Source organism: Tistrella mobilis KA081020-065, assembly GCF_000264455.2.
GTDB classification, from domain to species: Bacteria; Pseudomonadota; Alphaproteobacteria; order Tistrellales; family Tistrellaceae; genus Tistrella; species Tistrella mobilis.
In genome coordinates, this window is sequence record NC_017956.1 from 1,139,466 (window position 1) to 1,151,964 (window position 12,499).

Here is a 12,499-nt window from a genome sequence, read left to right on the forward strand (position 1 = left end):
TGTCATCCGACTTTTTTATGTGGTTTCCCGCAATGCAACAGCGGGCCGACCGGCAGTGAAGGAGAAGCACATTATGGGCAGGCCGCGAGGCTTCGACCGCGAACGGGTCCTGGATCACGTGGTGGATCTGTTCTGGCGTCACGGATATGACGGCACCTCGGTGGAGGCCATCCGTCATGCCACCGGCATCGGGCCCAGCAGCCTGTATGCGGCCTTCGGGGACAAGCGCACGCTGTTCTTCGAGGCGGTGGACCGCTACCGCGCGCGGGTGGTCGACAAGGCGCTTGATGGTCTGGAGCAGGATCGCGGCGACGGGCTGGGGGCGATCCGCGCCTTCTTCACCCGGGTGGTCGACGGCATCGTTGCGGGGGAGCGCCGCTGGGGCTGTCTGATGACCAATTGTGCGGTCGAACGTGCGCCCTGGGACGAGGCGGCGGCCGAGGCGGCGCGCGCGCATCTGCTGCGGGTTCGCGCGGCTTTTGCCGGTGCGCTGGTGCGCGGTGCGACCGGTGCCGACGAGACGCAGGTCACTGCCGTCGCCTCCATGCTGACCGCGGTGCTGCAGGGGCTGAACGTTATGGCCCGGGCGGGTTTTGGTCGCGCGCCCATTCAGGCCGCCGTCGATGCCGCGATCGCGAGTGCCGAGGGTGCCGCCATGCTGCCGGTCGCGCGCAGAATGCCGGCCGCCATCGCCTCTTGAGCCGGGAGATCCGCGGCGGACGCTGATTTCGCGATGCAGAATGATCGTATTTGGCGGAATTATGCGGGACCCACTTGCTTTTTCCGTATCCTGGAGTAAACGTTTCGTAACGCGGCGGCCATGAGCCCCGTGTCGAGAGCTTGCCGGACTGCCGCCGGGGGGGAGGGCGGTCCGGCCGTACGCCCGGTGTGGGGAAACCTGCGCCGGGCGTCCTCGTTTCAGAGACGGGATCTGCCCGTCCGATGCGATCCCCTAATTGCAAATAAGTCTCAATCTTGATATTCCGGGAGCTGATGGAGGCCGGGCGGACCGGCGGGCTCTTCGGGATAGTGCGGATCTTGGACCGAACGGCGCTCGACCGGCTCAACCACATCTATTCAGGCCAGCGGCGCATCCTGGTGCGCAGCCTGATGCCGATCGTCGGCAGCCTGGCGGTGGCCGAGGATCTGGCGCAGGAGACCTATCTGAAGGTCCGCGCCGCTCTGGCACAGACCCAGATCCAGCATCTGGAACCCTTCCTTTTCCGCACCGCCCGCAATCTGGCGCTGGATCATCTGCGCCGGGAGCGACGCCGGGGCGCCGTGCTGCGCCAGGGCGAGGATCAGGACGATCTTGCCCATGTCGCCGCCGACACGCCCAGCCCCGAGGCGGAAGTCGGCGACCGTCAGTTGCTCGACCGGCTGGAACAGGTGATGTCGCGGTTGACGCCGCGCCAGCGCCGGGTGATGGTCGCCTGCCGGCTGGAAGGCCGCAGCTATGCCGAGGTCGCGGCCGATCTCGGTGTGTCGACCAGCACGGTTCAGAAGGATCTGAAGGACGCGATGGCCGCCTGTCTGGGCAGTTTCACGAGGGACGGTCGGTGAGCGGTTCCACGGACACGGTGCCCGTCGATGCCGCTCTGCTCGATGCGGCGCTGGAACGCTTCATCCGCGCCCGCGATGTCGATGCCGATCCGGCCGACCGCCAGGCGCTGGCCGAGTGGGCGGCCGCCGATCCGGCCCATGAAGCCGCACTCGCCCGGGTGGAGGCGATGTGGGGGGCCGATGCCTTCGCAGCGGCGCTCGTCAGAACGATGCAGCCGGTGATGTCTGGCGCAGCACGCCGGCCCCGGCGGCGGGCATGGCCGCTGGCCCTGGCGGCCTCCGTCCTGCTCATGATCGGCATCGGGGCGGCACTCGACCTGCCGCTGCGGCTGCGGGCCGATGCGATCACCGCCACCGGCGAACGCCGGCTCGTGGTGCTGGCCGACGGTTCCCGCGTGACGCTCGACACCGACAGCGCCATCGCGGTTACGATCGACGAGACCGGACGGCATCTGACCCTGCTGGAGGGCCGGGCCTTTTTCGAGGTCACGCCCGATGCCGCCCGGCCGTTCGAAGTGGCGGCCGGACCTGCCAAAGTGCGGGTCACCGGCACCGCCTTTGCCGTGGGGTTCAGTGACGACGACGCGGTCATGGTGCAGGTCCGCAGCGGCCGGGTGGAGGCGGGGGCAGCCGGCAGCAGCCGCGCGCTGGGTGCCGGCGACGCGCTGCGCCTGGACGGGGCCGGCCCCGGCATCGTCACCCGCCCCGATCCCGCCCAGGGACTGGGCTGGCTGGATGGCCGGCTGGTCTTCGTCGACCGGCCGCTCGGCGATGTCCTGGCCGAACTCGACCGCTATCTGCCCGGGCGGATCCTCGTCACCGACCCCGCCATCGCTGCCCGCCGCGTTACCGGCAATTACCGGCTGGACGATCCGGCCGGCAGCACGCTCGCCCTTGCCGCCGTGGCCGGCGCCCACGTCACGCAGATCACCGGCAGGCTGTTGATTCTGCATCAGTGACATCTGTCAGGCACTGCCGCCGGCCGCCGGTCGGCACTGTCGTGCCGGGCGCGTAGCGTGGTCAGACGGCGGGGCGGCGGGTCACCGACTGGCTCCCGAAAATCATCTCCGTCGGCATTTGAAAGATGAAATAGGGGTTGAGCACCGGCAATGCACTGACGGTGTCCAATCGGTCGAGATCCTCGTCACTGAGCTGGACTGCAAGTGCCGCCATATTGTCGATCACCTGCTGCGGCCGGCTCGCGCCGAGGAGGAGCGAGGACATCCCGGGTCGGGACAGCACCCAGGCGAGCGCGAGCTGCGCCATGGTGATGTCGAGTTTGCCCGCGATCTCTCGGACGGTATCGACGATGTCGAAATTCCGTGCGCTGAACAGCATGCCCCCGTAAGGATTGTCCCCGCTCAGCCTGTCGCCGCTTCCGGTGCCTCCGCCCCTGGCGCGATCCGGAAGCGAGACCGCCTGATCTGCCCGGGCAAGCATCTCGCGGCCATATTTCCCGGTCAGCAGACCGCCCGCAAGAGGGCTCCACGGCATCATGCCAAGGCCAAGCTCGCGGGCCATGGGCAGAAGATCCAGCTCAACGCCACGCTCCACCAGGGACCATGCGTTCTGCAGACCGATCGGTCCCGGCAGACCATGGGCTGCGGCGAGCGTGGCCACCCGGGCCACATACCATGAAGGCGTATTCGAAAAGCCGTAATAGAGGATGTCGCCTCGTGTGGCGGCGGCCGCAAGTGTCTGAAGAACCTCTTCGGCTGGTGTCGTCCGATCCCAGACGTGAATCCAATAGAGGTCGATCCGGTCCGTCGCCAACCGCCGCAACGATCCCTCGATCCCCAGACGGATGTTGAACGCGCCGTTCCCGCCATGCATCGGATGTCCCTGCGATCGGGGGAAACCTGATTTGGTCGAGACGACGAGCCGATCCCTCATGCCACTGTCGGCAATGAATTGCCCCAGCATCCGTTCGCTATCGCCGCCACTATAGATGTCGGCCGTATCGACCAGATTGCCGCCGGCTTCAACATAGGTATCGAAGATCGCGCGGGCGCCGGCTTCGTCGCTGCCCCACCGCCCGGCTCCGAAGGTCATCGTGCCGAGCGCGAGCGGACTGACGACCAGACCCGATCGCCCGAAGGTGCGATAGTCTTTCATGTGCATGTCCATCTCCTTGCTGCGAGCCGTCGTTGATGGCGTGCTCCAGAGGATAGAAGCTTGCGTCTGTCGGCATTACCCTCTCACTTGTGCATGAACCTGTGAGAAGGCTTCAGCAATGCCGCGACACATCCTCAACGATCTTGCAGCCTTCGCGGCGGTCGCGCGCGCACGAAGCTTTACCGCCGCAGCGGCTGAACTCGGGGTTTCCCCCTCGGCACTCAGCCATACGATGCGCGGGCTGGAAGAGCGGCTCGGCGTGCGGCTGTTGGCACGGTCCACTCGCTCGGTCGCCCCGACCGAGGCGGGGAACGCATTGCTCGAAAGACTGACCCCTGCGCTCGCGCAGATCGACGAAGCGGTGACGGCGCTTTCGGACTTCCGCGACACGCCTGCAGGCGTCGTTCGCTTGACCACCTTTCACTGGATGGCCTCGACGCTCCTGGCCGACCGTCTGCCGGCATTCCTGGCCCGGCATCCGGAAATCATGGTCGAGATAAATGTCGACGATGGTCTGCGAGACATCGTTTCTTCAGGATTCGACGCCGGCATAAGGCTTGGCGACTCCGTCGAGAAGGACATGATCGCCATCAGGATAGGCCCGCCGATGAGAGCCGTGGTCGTTGCGACGCCGGACTACTGGCGTTCTCATGGCAGGCCGGAGCACCCGCGGGATCTGCGACGCCATCCCTGCATCGGTTATCGCAACCTGTCGAGCGGAACGCTGATGCCTTGGGACTTCGAGAAGGAGGGCAAGGAACTCCGCCAGCAGGTTACGGGGCCTCTCGTCTGCAACTCGTCGGATCTTGCGCTGGCTGTGGTCCGTTCGGGGCGGGGCGTCGGATGGCATATGGAGACGGATGTGCGGGAGGATCTCGAAGCGGGGCGGCTGGAGCAGGTTCTTGATGATTGGAGCCAGCCTTTCCCTGGCGCGTTTCTCTATCACCCGAGCCGGCGGCAGGTTCCGGCGCCGCTGCGTGCCCTTATCGATTTCCTGAAGATCTGACGGCATGCGACGTTCATAAGGAAAATTTTCTTCAGAAAAATTTACGCGATCCGCCGCCCGGTGACGTCAGGTCTGCGGGGCGTAACTGCATACGAGACGCAATCGCAAAACATGCAGCACGCCCCGCCCTTTCGGTGACGCACAGGCGGGACGATCCACATGACCAGACGGCATCAGCAGCGGCGCAAGAGTGCAGGCCGCCACACCACCGGGCGCCAGGCCGCCATGGCCCTGGTCGGCGCGGCCATTCTGGCCGGCGCCGGGATGGGCGCCAGCACGGCGGTGCAGGCGCAGAGCGCGGCTGCCGTTCAGGATCAGCCGCATGATTTCGACATCCCCAGCCAGCCGCTGGTCGGGGCGATCAACGCCTTCAGCGCCGCCACCGGCTGGAATACGGGTTTCGCGGCCGGGCTCGATGCCGGTGTCGTCTCGCCTGGTGTGCGGGGCCGGCTGGATAGCGAGCAGGCCCTGCGCCGGCTGCTGGCGGGCACGGGGCTGACCTATCGGCTGACGGGGCCGCGGGCGGTGATGCTGGAGGCCCTGCCGACCACGCCCGACGGGGCAACGCAGCTCGATCCGCTGACGGTGGATGCGGGGCGCCAGAGCACGGCGCGCGGCGCCGTTCAGGGCATCGTCGCGACCCATTCGGTGACGGCGTCCAAGACCGACACGCCGATCATGCTCACCCCCCAGGCGGTGTCGGTGGTCACCCGGGACCAGATGGACATGCAGGGCTCGACCACCGTGTCGCAGGCGTTGCGCTACACGCCGGGCGTGATCAGCCAGTATGGCGATGTCGATCTCCGGGTCGACTGGTTCACAGTGCGCGGCTTCACCCCCGGGCGTTATCTGGACGGGCTGCGTCTGCCCTTCGGTGCGCGCGGCTACAGCCAGCCCCGCATCGAGCCCTATGGGCTGGAACGGATCGAGGCGCTGAAAGGCCCGGCCTCGGTGCTCTACGGCCAGAACGCCCCGGGCGGCCTGCTGAACATGACCTCCAAGCGCCCGACCGCCGAAAGCCTGAACGAGATCGAACTCGGCACCGGCAGCTACGACCGCCGCCAGCTCGCCGGCGATTTCTCGGGCGCGATGGACGACGACAGGCGGCTGCTCTATCGCCTGACCGTGCTCGGGCGCCAGGCCGACACCGAGTATGACTATGTCGAGGAAGACAAGATCTTCGTCGCTCCGGCCTTCACCTGGGCCGGCGACGACACCACGGTCACCATCCTGTCGCAATATCAGAAAATCCGCTCGGAAGGCGGCGGCGGTGCGCCGGCCCTGCCGGCGGTGGGCACGCTCTACCCCCATCCCGACGGCTATATCCCGACCAGCCGTTTCGTGGGCGAGCCCGATTACGACCTGTTCACCAACGAACAATGGATGCTGGGCTACGAGGTCGAGCACCGGCTGGACGATGTCTGGACCTTCAGCCACAGCCTGCGCTATGCCGATGTCGATACCGACACCCGCCGGGTGCAGGGCTATGCCCTGTCGGATCAGACCCTCTACCGATATGCCTGGGCCTTCCCTGAAACGTCGCGGACGGTGACCCTCGACACCCGGACCGAAGCGAAATTCGAGACCGGGCCGGTAGGGCACGACCTGCTGATGGGCGTGGACCTCCAGTATGAGCGCAGCCAGTTCGATGAGACCCAGCTGACGCTGGCGGCCCCGATCGACATTTTTGATCCGGTGTATGTCGGCGGGATCACTGTGCCTCCGGTCGGCACAGCCATCGACCAGACCCGCCGCCAGACCGGTGTCTATGCCCAGAACCTGATGAGCTTCGGCGGCTGGCATCTGATGCTCGGCGGGCGTTATGACCATGCGGAGGCCAAGACCGACACCAATGGTGCCGTCGTCCGTCAGAATGACCATGCTTTCACCGGCCGCGCCGGTGTCGTCTACGCCTTCGACAACGGGCTGGCCCCCTATGTCAGCTACACCACCTCGTTCCAGCCGCTCGGGGGATCGAACCTTGAAGGGGAGCCGCTGGAGCCGACCAAGGGCCGTCAGGCCGAGATCGGGCTGCGCTATCAGCCGACCGGCTATGCCTCAATGATCACGGTGTCGGCCTATCACCTGGTACAGCAGAACGTCGCCACCAGCACCTCGGGTGCCGCCTATATCCAGACGGGTGAGGTCGAGGTGAAGGGGCTGGAGGTCGAAGCCCATGCGGAGCTGGGGGATGGCTATCGCGCGATCGCGAGCTATGCCTACAGCGACAGCGAGATCACCGAGACCCTGCGCGATGCGCAGCGCGGCAACCAGTTGGCCTTCGTGCCGCGCAACACCGCGTCGCTCTGGCTGGACAAGAGCTTCGAGGATGGCTTTGCCGAAGGGCTGGGGCTCGGTGCAGGCGTGCGCTATATCGGCCACCTTTATGGCGACCTGAACAACGACTTCAAATCGCCGGGCGTAACCCTGTTCGATGCGGGTGTGCGCTTCGATCTGGGTCGGCTCAGCCCCGATGCCGCCGGGGCCAGCCTGGCGGTCAACGCCACCAACCTGCTGGACGAGCGCTATGTCTCCACCTGCCTGTCGGCCACCGGCTGCTATTGGGGCCCCGGCCGGGCGGTGACCGCCGCGATCAAGTACCGGTGGTGACGGGCAGGCGATGCGCAGCTTTCTGGTCAGGCTTCATCGCTGGGCGGGGCTTTCCACCGCGCTCTTCCTGGTTCTGGCCGGGCTGACCGGCAGTGCCATCGTCTTCCGGCACGAGCTGGACGCCTGGCTGAACCCGGCGCTGTTCCAGGCGCCGGGGCGGGGGGCGGTGCTTTCGCCCGACCGGATCGCGGCACGGGTGGCGGCGCTCGATCCTGGCATCGCGGTCACCGCGCTGCCGCTGAAACCGGTGGCGGGCGAGGCGGTGCTGGTGACGGTGCTGCCGCGACCGGGCAGCCCGCCGCCCGGCTATGACCAGGTCTTCGTCGACCCGGTGAGCGGCGAGATTCTGGGCCGGCGCGACCAGATGACCGCGATCATGCCCTTCCTCTATACCTTCCACTATTCGCTGACCGCAGGTCCGGTCGGCAAATGGCTGCTGGGGGTGGTGGCGCTGATCTGGGCGCTGGATGCGCTGGTGGCGCTGTGGCTGACCCTGCCGCGGGGGCGGCTGCCCTTTACCCGCGGCTTCGGGGCCGGCTGGGCGCCGGCCTGGAAGATCAAGCCCGGCCTGTCGCTCGGTGGCGCCGGCAGCCATCGCCGGGTGCTGGATCTGCATCGGGCCCCGGGATTGTGGCTGTGGCTGGTGTTCCTGGTGCTGGCGATCAGCAGCGTGACGCTGAACCTGGAAACCCAACTGGTGCGGCCGCTGTTGGGCCAGGTGGCGGCGCTGTCGCCGAGTGCGCGGGAGATCGGCGCGCCGCGCTACCGGCCCGACCCGCCGCCACCCGCGCTCGGCTTCGAGGCGGCGGCCGCCCGGGCCGAAGCCTATGCCGCGGCCCGGGGCCTGGCGCCGCAGGCGGTCGACGCCTATCACTATGCCGTCTTCGGCGTCTACATCATCAGCCTGGACGAGGCGGCGACGCACAGCGTCTGGGCGATCGACACCGGCCACCCGCATCTCTATCTCGACGACCAGACCGGCGAGGTGCTGATGGCGACCATCCCCGGCCAGGGCACCGCCGGCGACGTGTTCCTCCAAGTGCAGTTCCCGCTGCATTCGGGCCGGATCGGCGGGCTTGCCGGCCGCATCCTGATCGCGGTGGCGGGCGTGGCGCTGGCGGTGGTGTCGGTCACCGGGGTGGTGATCTGGTGGCGCAAGCGCCGCGCGCGCCGGCAGGTTGCGGCGCGCGAGACCGCGGCCGCCCGAAAGGGGCCGGCATCGGCACGGGTTTGACTCGTCTCCATCCGATCGCATATCCATGACACTCCAAGGCCGGCCTGGTGCCGGCGGATCGCGCGCGAGGATGGGATGACCGACACCCGGAAATGGGCGCTGCAAGGCAGCCCGGCCGATGGCGACAGCCGTGCCTATCGTTCCGCCCTCGGGCGTTTCGCGACCGGGGTGACCGTGGTGACCTGCCGCGATGCCGCCGGCCGGCCGGCGGGGCTGACGGTAAATTCCTTCACCTCGGTCTCGCTGGACCCGGCATTGGTGCTCTGGTGCCTGGAGCGCAGCTCCCCCAGCCTGAACGCCTTCACCACCAGCGGCCATTTCGCGATCAACGTGCTGGATGCCGATCAGCGGCCGCTTTCGGACCTGTTCGCCGACCCCGAGGCCGACCGGTTCGCCGGGCTTGCGGTCGAAGACGGGCTGGGCGGGGTGCCGCTGCTGCCCGGCTGTCTGGCACGGTTCGAATGCGCGCTGCATGCGGTGCATGACGGCGGCGACCATGTCATCCTGGTCGGCGCCGTCCGGCGCTATGCCGAGCGGCCGGGCAATCCGCTGCTCTATTTTTCAGGAGAGTATCGCCGGGTCGGCGGCTGATCCCGGTGAGCTTCGGTCATCGTCAGACTTGTCGAGGTACAGGCGAGCGCCGACATCCTTTCCAGGGGCCACAGCGTCGAGGGGAGGAAGGTCATGCCAGATCGTGACTCGGTCCTGGCGGCGCTGGTGGCCGATGGCCAGTCGCTGGTTCACGACCAGCTGCCCGATCTGATCGGGCTGGCCGAGACGGTGGCGACCGTTGCGCGCGACGATCCGCGGCACCCGGTGGGGCTGGTGGCGGCACTGATCCGGGTCAGGACCCTGCTGATCGACCAGCTGCGCACCGAGGCGGGGATCGTGTATCCGCTGATCCGCCTGGGCGGCAGCCCGATGCTGGCCGACATGATCCGGGCCGTCCAGGCGGGTCAGGCGGATATCGAGCAGGAACTGGACCGGATGCTGTCGATGACCGGCGGCCTGAAGCCGCCGCCGGACGTGACGCCGTCCTGGGCGGCGCTTTATGTGGCGATCGGCGTCATGGCCGACAGGATCCGCCGTCGCCACGCCCTGGCCCGCACCGAGGTGTACGGGCCGCTGGTCGCCCAGCCTTAGCCTTTGCGGATCCGGGCTTAGCCTTCCCGGATCCAGGTCTGGCTGCGGCCGAACAGCGACAGGCCGATAAAGCCGCGGACCTCCAGCGTGTTGCCGTCGGGCGAGAGCGTCATCTTCGCGTCGTAGATCTCGCCGTTCTTGGGGTCGAGGATTTCGCCGCCCTCGTAGGAGAGGCCGTCGCGAACCAGCCCGGTCAGAATTTCCATGCCGGTGATCTTCTGCCCGGCGCGGGTGTCGGTGCATTCATGGCAGACGGGATCCGGATCCTCGCCCGGTTCGCGGAACAGTTTTTCGATCCGGCCGTACCAGCGGCCATCCCGCTCAGAAATCCTGACCAGCGACCGCGGCTTGCCGGTTTCGTCGTCGATCGTCCGCCACAGCCCGGCGGCATCGGGATTGCCGTGCCCGGCCTGATCGTCGGCAGACTGGGCCAGGGCAGACCGGGTCAGGGCAGGATGGCCGGCGGCAAGAGCCAGGGGCAGGGCGGCAAGCCCGACCAGCAGCAGACGTCGGTTCAGACGGGGCGAAGAGGGCATGGAACAAGGGCCTCCGATGGGGGGACGGGCGGTCGGCGAAGATCATCATCCTATGATTGAACGGCGGCGGCAATCCTGACGGATCGGCGGGTTCCGGCCCGCTTGTGCGTCCCCGGGGTTGCAAGCGTCATCAAAGCGCGGGCAGGCTGGCGCCATAACAGATACGGAAACGCCGGGAGCCCGCCAGATGACCAGCCAGACCACACGCCTGCTTTTCGTTCGCCACGGCACCGCCACCCGCATGACCGAGGAGCTGCGCGACCCGCCGCTGGCGCCGCGCGGCCGGGACGAGGCGGCGGAGACCGCAGCGCATCTGGCGGCGCTGCTTGCAGGCCGGCGCCCCCGGCTGCTGGCGAGCCCGCTGGCGCGCACCACCGAGACCGCGTCCATCATCGGCGCGGCGCTGGATCTTGCGCCCGAACCCGCGCCCGCCTTTGCCGAGATCCCCTGGACCGACGGCCAGCCGGTCGTCTCCCGCGCGGCCGACATCAAGGACTGGCTGGGGCGCGGCTGGGGCGACATGCCGGCGGCACAGCGCGCCTGGGCGGTCGGGGTGGTAGAGGCCGCCCGGGGCCTGTCGGGGCTGGTGGTCGTGGTGTCGCATTTCGTGCCGATCAACGTGCTGGTCGGCCATGCCCGCGGCAGTGACCGGGTGCTGGAATTCCGCCCGCGCCCGGCCTCGGTCACCATCTTCACCGCAGGGGCCGACGGCCTGGCGGTCGAATCGCTGGGGGCCGAAGACGAGAGCCTGTTCGCCTGATCGGATCCGCTTGCGGAGGCCGGTTGCGCTGCTGCGCGTCGTGCGTGCGTATTTTACAACCACATTCGACCGTTGAAGCGCATCCGGCTTCGCGCGATACTGCGCCCCAAGAAGCAATGAGAAACATGGCGCCGGCTCGACAGGGCAGGACCAGAAGACGCCATGCCGCCTGGAACACCGGAGAGCCAGAGCCCGATCAGCGGACCTGGGCGGCTGGGGCCGGCCGGGCCGGGGATCCGGGCCCGTGTGGAGGAGACGACGCCATGAGCGTGGCGCGCGGCACCGCAGGCGGTGTGTCCAGAGGCGGCGATGACGGGCGGATGCCCCGGTCGCTTGCCCTGATCGTGATTTCGGCAGGCTGCATCCTGGCCCTGTCCATGGGGGTCCGGCAGAGCCTGGGCCTTTATCTCACCCCCGTCAGCGAGGCGATCGGTACCGGGCGCGAAGCCTATGCGCTGTCGCTGGGGCTGATGAATCTGATGTGGGGCCTGTTTGCGCCCCTTGCCGGCGTGCTGGCCGACAAGCGCGGGCCGATGGCGGTGGGTCTCGCCGGCGGCGCGCTTTATGCCGTGGGCGTGGTCTGGCTCGCCTTTTCGGGCTCGGAACTCGAACTCGCCGGCGCCGGTATCCTGATCGGCATCGGGTTGAGCGGCGCGGGCTTCACCGTCATCCTCGGCGCCGTCGGCCGTGCCGCACCGGAACGCTTCCGCGCCTCGGCGCTGGCGCTGGCCAGCCTGGGCTCGTCGCTCGGCCAGTTCGTGGCGTTGCCCTATGCCCATGGGCTGACCGATGCCGCCGGCTGGTGGTGGAGCCTGGTGATCCTGGGCATCACCTCGGCGCTGATGGTGCCGCTGGCGCTGGGGCTGATGGGCGCGGCCAAGTCGGGTGATCCGATCGTGTCGCGCCAGACCCTGGGCGAGGCGGTGCGCGAAGCCTTCAGCACCCCGGGCTTCTGGCTGCTGAATGCCGGCTTCTTCGTCTGCGGCTTTCACCTCGCCTTCATCAGCGTGCATCTGCCGGCCTATGCCGCGGATCGCGGGCTGGAGCCCTGGGTGGCGACCGCAGCACTCACTGCCGTGGGGCTGGGCAATATCTTCGGCACCTATGGCTTCGCCAAGCTGGGCACGGTGATCCAGAAAAAGGACGCGCTGGCGCTGCTTTACACCATCCGGGCGTTCATCTTCCTGGGGTTCCTGCTGCTGCCGCTGTCGCCCACCCTGGTCATCACCATGTCCTTCCTGCTGGGCCTTACCTGGCTCGGCACCGTGCCGCTGACCAGCGGGCTGGTGGCGCATATGTTCGGGCCGGTCTATCTGTCCACCCTGTTCGGCCTGGTGTTCATGGGCCATCAGGTGGGCGGCTTCCTGGGCTCGTGGCTGGCGGGCCGGATCTTCGACATGGTCGGCTCTTACGATCCGGTCTGGTGGCTGTCGGTCGGGCTGGGCCTGATCTCGGCCCTGCTGCATATCCTGATCCGCGAACGGCCGGTCGAACGGCTGCGCGCGGCCACCGCTATCGCCTGACGCCAACGC

The 12,499-nt window shown here is 67.9% G+C and carries 12 protein-coding genes; 10 read left to right on the forward strand and 2 right to left on the reverse strand.

The window, feature by feature from the left end; genetic code table 11:
• Positions 1-73: 73 nt before the first annotated feature.
• The 3 genes from TMO_RS05240 to TMO_RS05250 all read left to right on the forward strand — a co-directional run bounded on the left by TMO_RS05240 (position 74) and on the right by TMO_RS05250 (position 2,522).
• Positions 74-700, forward strand: coding sequence for a TetR/AcrR family transcriptional regulator (locus tag TMO_RS05240; protein WP_014744558.1), 627 nt, complete (start codon positions 74-76; stop codon positions 698-700).
• Positions 701-1,029: 329 nt separating this feature from the next.
• Entirely contained in the window at positions 1,030-1,563 is a 534-nt protein-coding gene (locus TMO_RS05245; protein ID WP_416069003.1) for an RNA polymerase sigma factor, read from the forward strand.
• The gene (locus TMO_RS05250; protein WP_014744560.1) at positions 1,560-2,522 is read left to right on the forward strand and encodes a FecR family protein; all 963 of its coding nucleotides are present in this window, start codon (positions 1,560-1,562) and stop codon (positions 2,520-2,522) included. Before TMO_RS05245 ends, TMO_RS05250 begins: the two co-directional genes overlap by 4 nt.
• A 61-nt stretch (positions 2,523-2,583) precedes the next feature.
• Here TMO_RS05250 and TMO_RS05255 read toward each other — a convergent pair whose 3' ends face one another.
• On the reverse strand, positions 2,584-3,684 hold the full coding sequence (locus tag TMO_RS05255; protein WP_014744561.1) for an aldo/keto reductase: 1,101 nt from the start codon (positions 3,682-3,684) through the stop codon (positions 2,584-2,586).
• 112 nt (positions 3,685-3,796) lie between these two features.
• Here TMO_RS05255 and TMO_RS05260 point away from each other — a divergent pair, with 112 nt between their 5' ends.
• The 5 genes from TMO_RS05260 to TMO_RS05280 all read left to right on the forward strand — a co-directional run bounded on the left by TMO_RS05260 (position 3,797) and on the right by TMO_RS05280 (position 9,671).
• Positions 3,797-4,684 carry a LysR family transcriptional regulator gene (locus TMO_RS05260; protein ID WP_014744562.1) on the forward strand — a complete coding sequence of 296 codons (888 nt, stop codon included), beginning with the start codon at positions 3,797-3,799 and terminating at the stop codon, positions 4,682-4,684.
• Positions 4,685-4,843: 159 nt separating this feature from the next.
• Positions 4,844-7,294: a TonB-dependent siderophore receptor gene (locus TMO_RS05265; protein WP_014744563.1), complete on the forward strand. Its 2,451-nt coding sequence runs from the start codon at positions 4,844-4,846 to the stop codon at positions 7,292-7,294.
• Between the two features lie 10 nt (positions 7,295-7,304).
• Positions 7,305-8,528 carry a PepSY-associated TM helix domain-containing protein gene (locus TMO_RS05270; protein ID WP_014744564.1) on the forward strand — a complete coding sequence of 408 codons (1,224 nt, stop codon included), beginning with the start codon at positions 7,305-7,307 and terminating at the stop codon, positions 8,526-8,528.
• 75 nt (positions 8,529-8,603) lie between these two features.
• Positions 8,604-9,119, forward strand: a complete 516-nt coding sequence (locus tag TMO_RS05275) for a flavin reductase family protein (RefSeq protein ID WP_014744565.1) — start codon at positions 8,604-8,606, stop codon at positions 9,117-9,119.
• Between the two features lie 93 nt (positions 9,120-9,212).
• The gene (locus tag TMO_RS05280; protein WP_014744566.1) at positions 9,213-9,671 is read left to right on the forward strand and encodes a hypothetical protein; all 459 of its coding nucleotides are present in this window, start codon (positions 9,213-9,215) and stop codon (positions 9,669-9,671) included.
• A gap of 17 nt (positions 9,672-9,688) precedes the next feature.
• Here TMO_RS05280 and TMO_RS05285 read toward each other — a convergent pair whose 3' ends face one another.
• Entirely contained in the window at positions 9,689-10,207 is a 519-nt protein-coding gene (locus TMO_RS05285; protein ID WP_014744567.1) for a DUF2147 domain-containing protein, read from the reverse strand.
• A gap of 187 nt (positions 10,208-10,394) precedes the next feature.
• On the opposite strand from TMO_RS05285, the gene TMO_RS05290 reads away from it, so the two are divergent.
• Together TMO_RS05290 and TMO_RS05295 are read left to right on the forward strand one after the other, a co-directional pair.
• Positions 10,395-10,967 (forward strand): histidine phosphatase family protein, encoded by a 573-nt coding sequence (locus TMO_RS05290; protein ID WP_014744568.1) that lies wholly within the window; start codon positions 10,395-10,397, stop codon positions 10,965-10,967.
• Between the two features lie 263 nt (positions 10,968-11,230).
• Complete coding sequence (locus tag TMO_RS05295; protein WP_014744569.1) at positions 11,231-12,490, forward strand: MFS transporter; 1,260 nt, start codon at positions 11,231-11,233, stop codon at positions 12,488-12,490.
• Positions 12,491-12,499 lie beyond the last annotated feature (9 nt).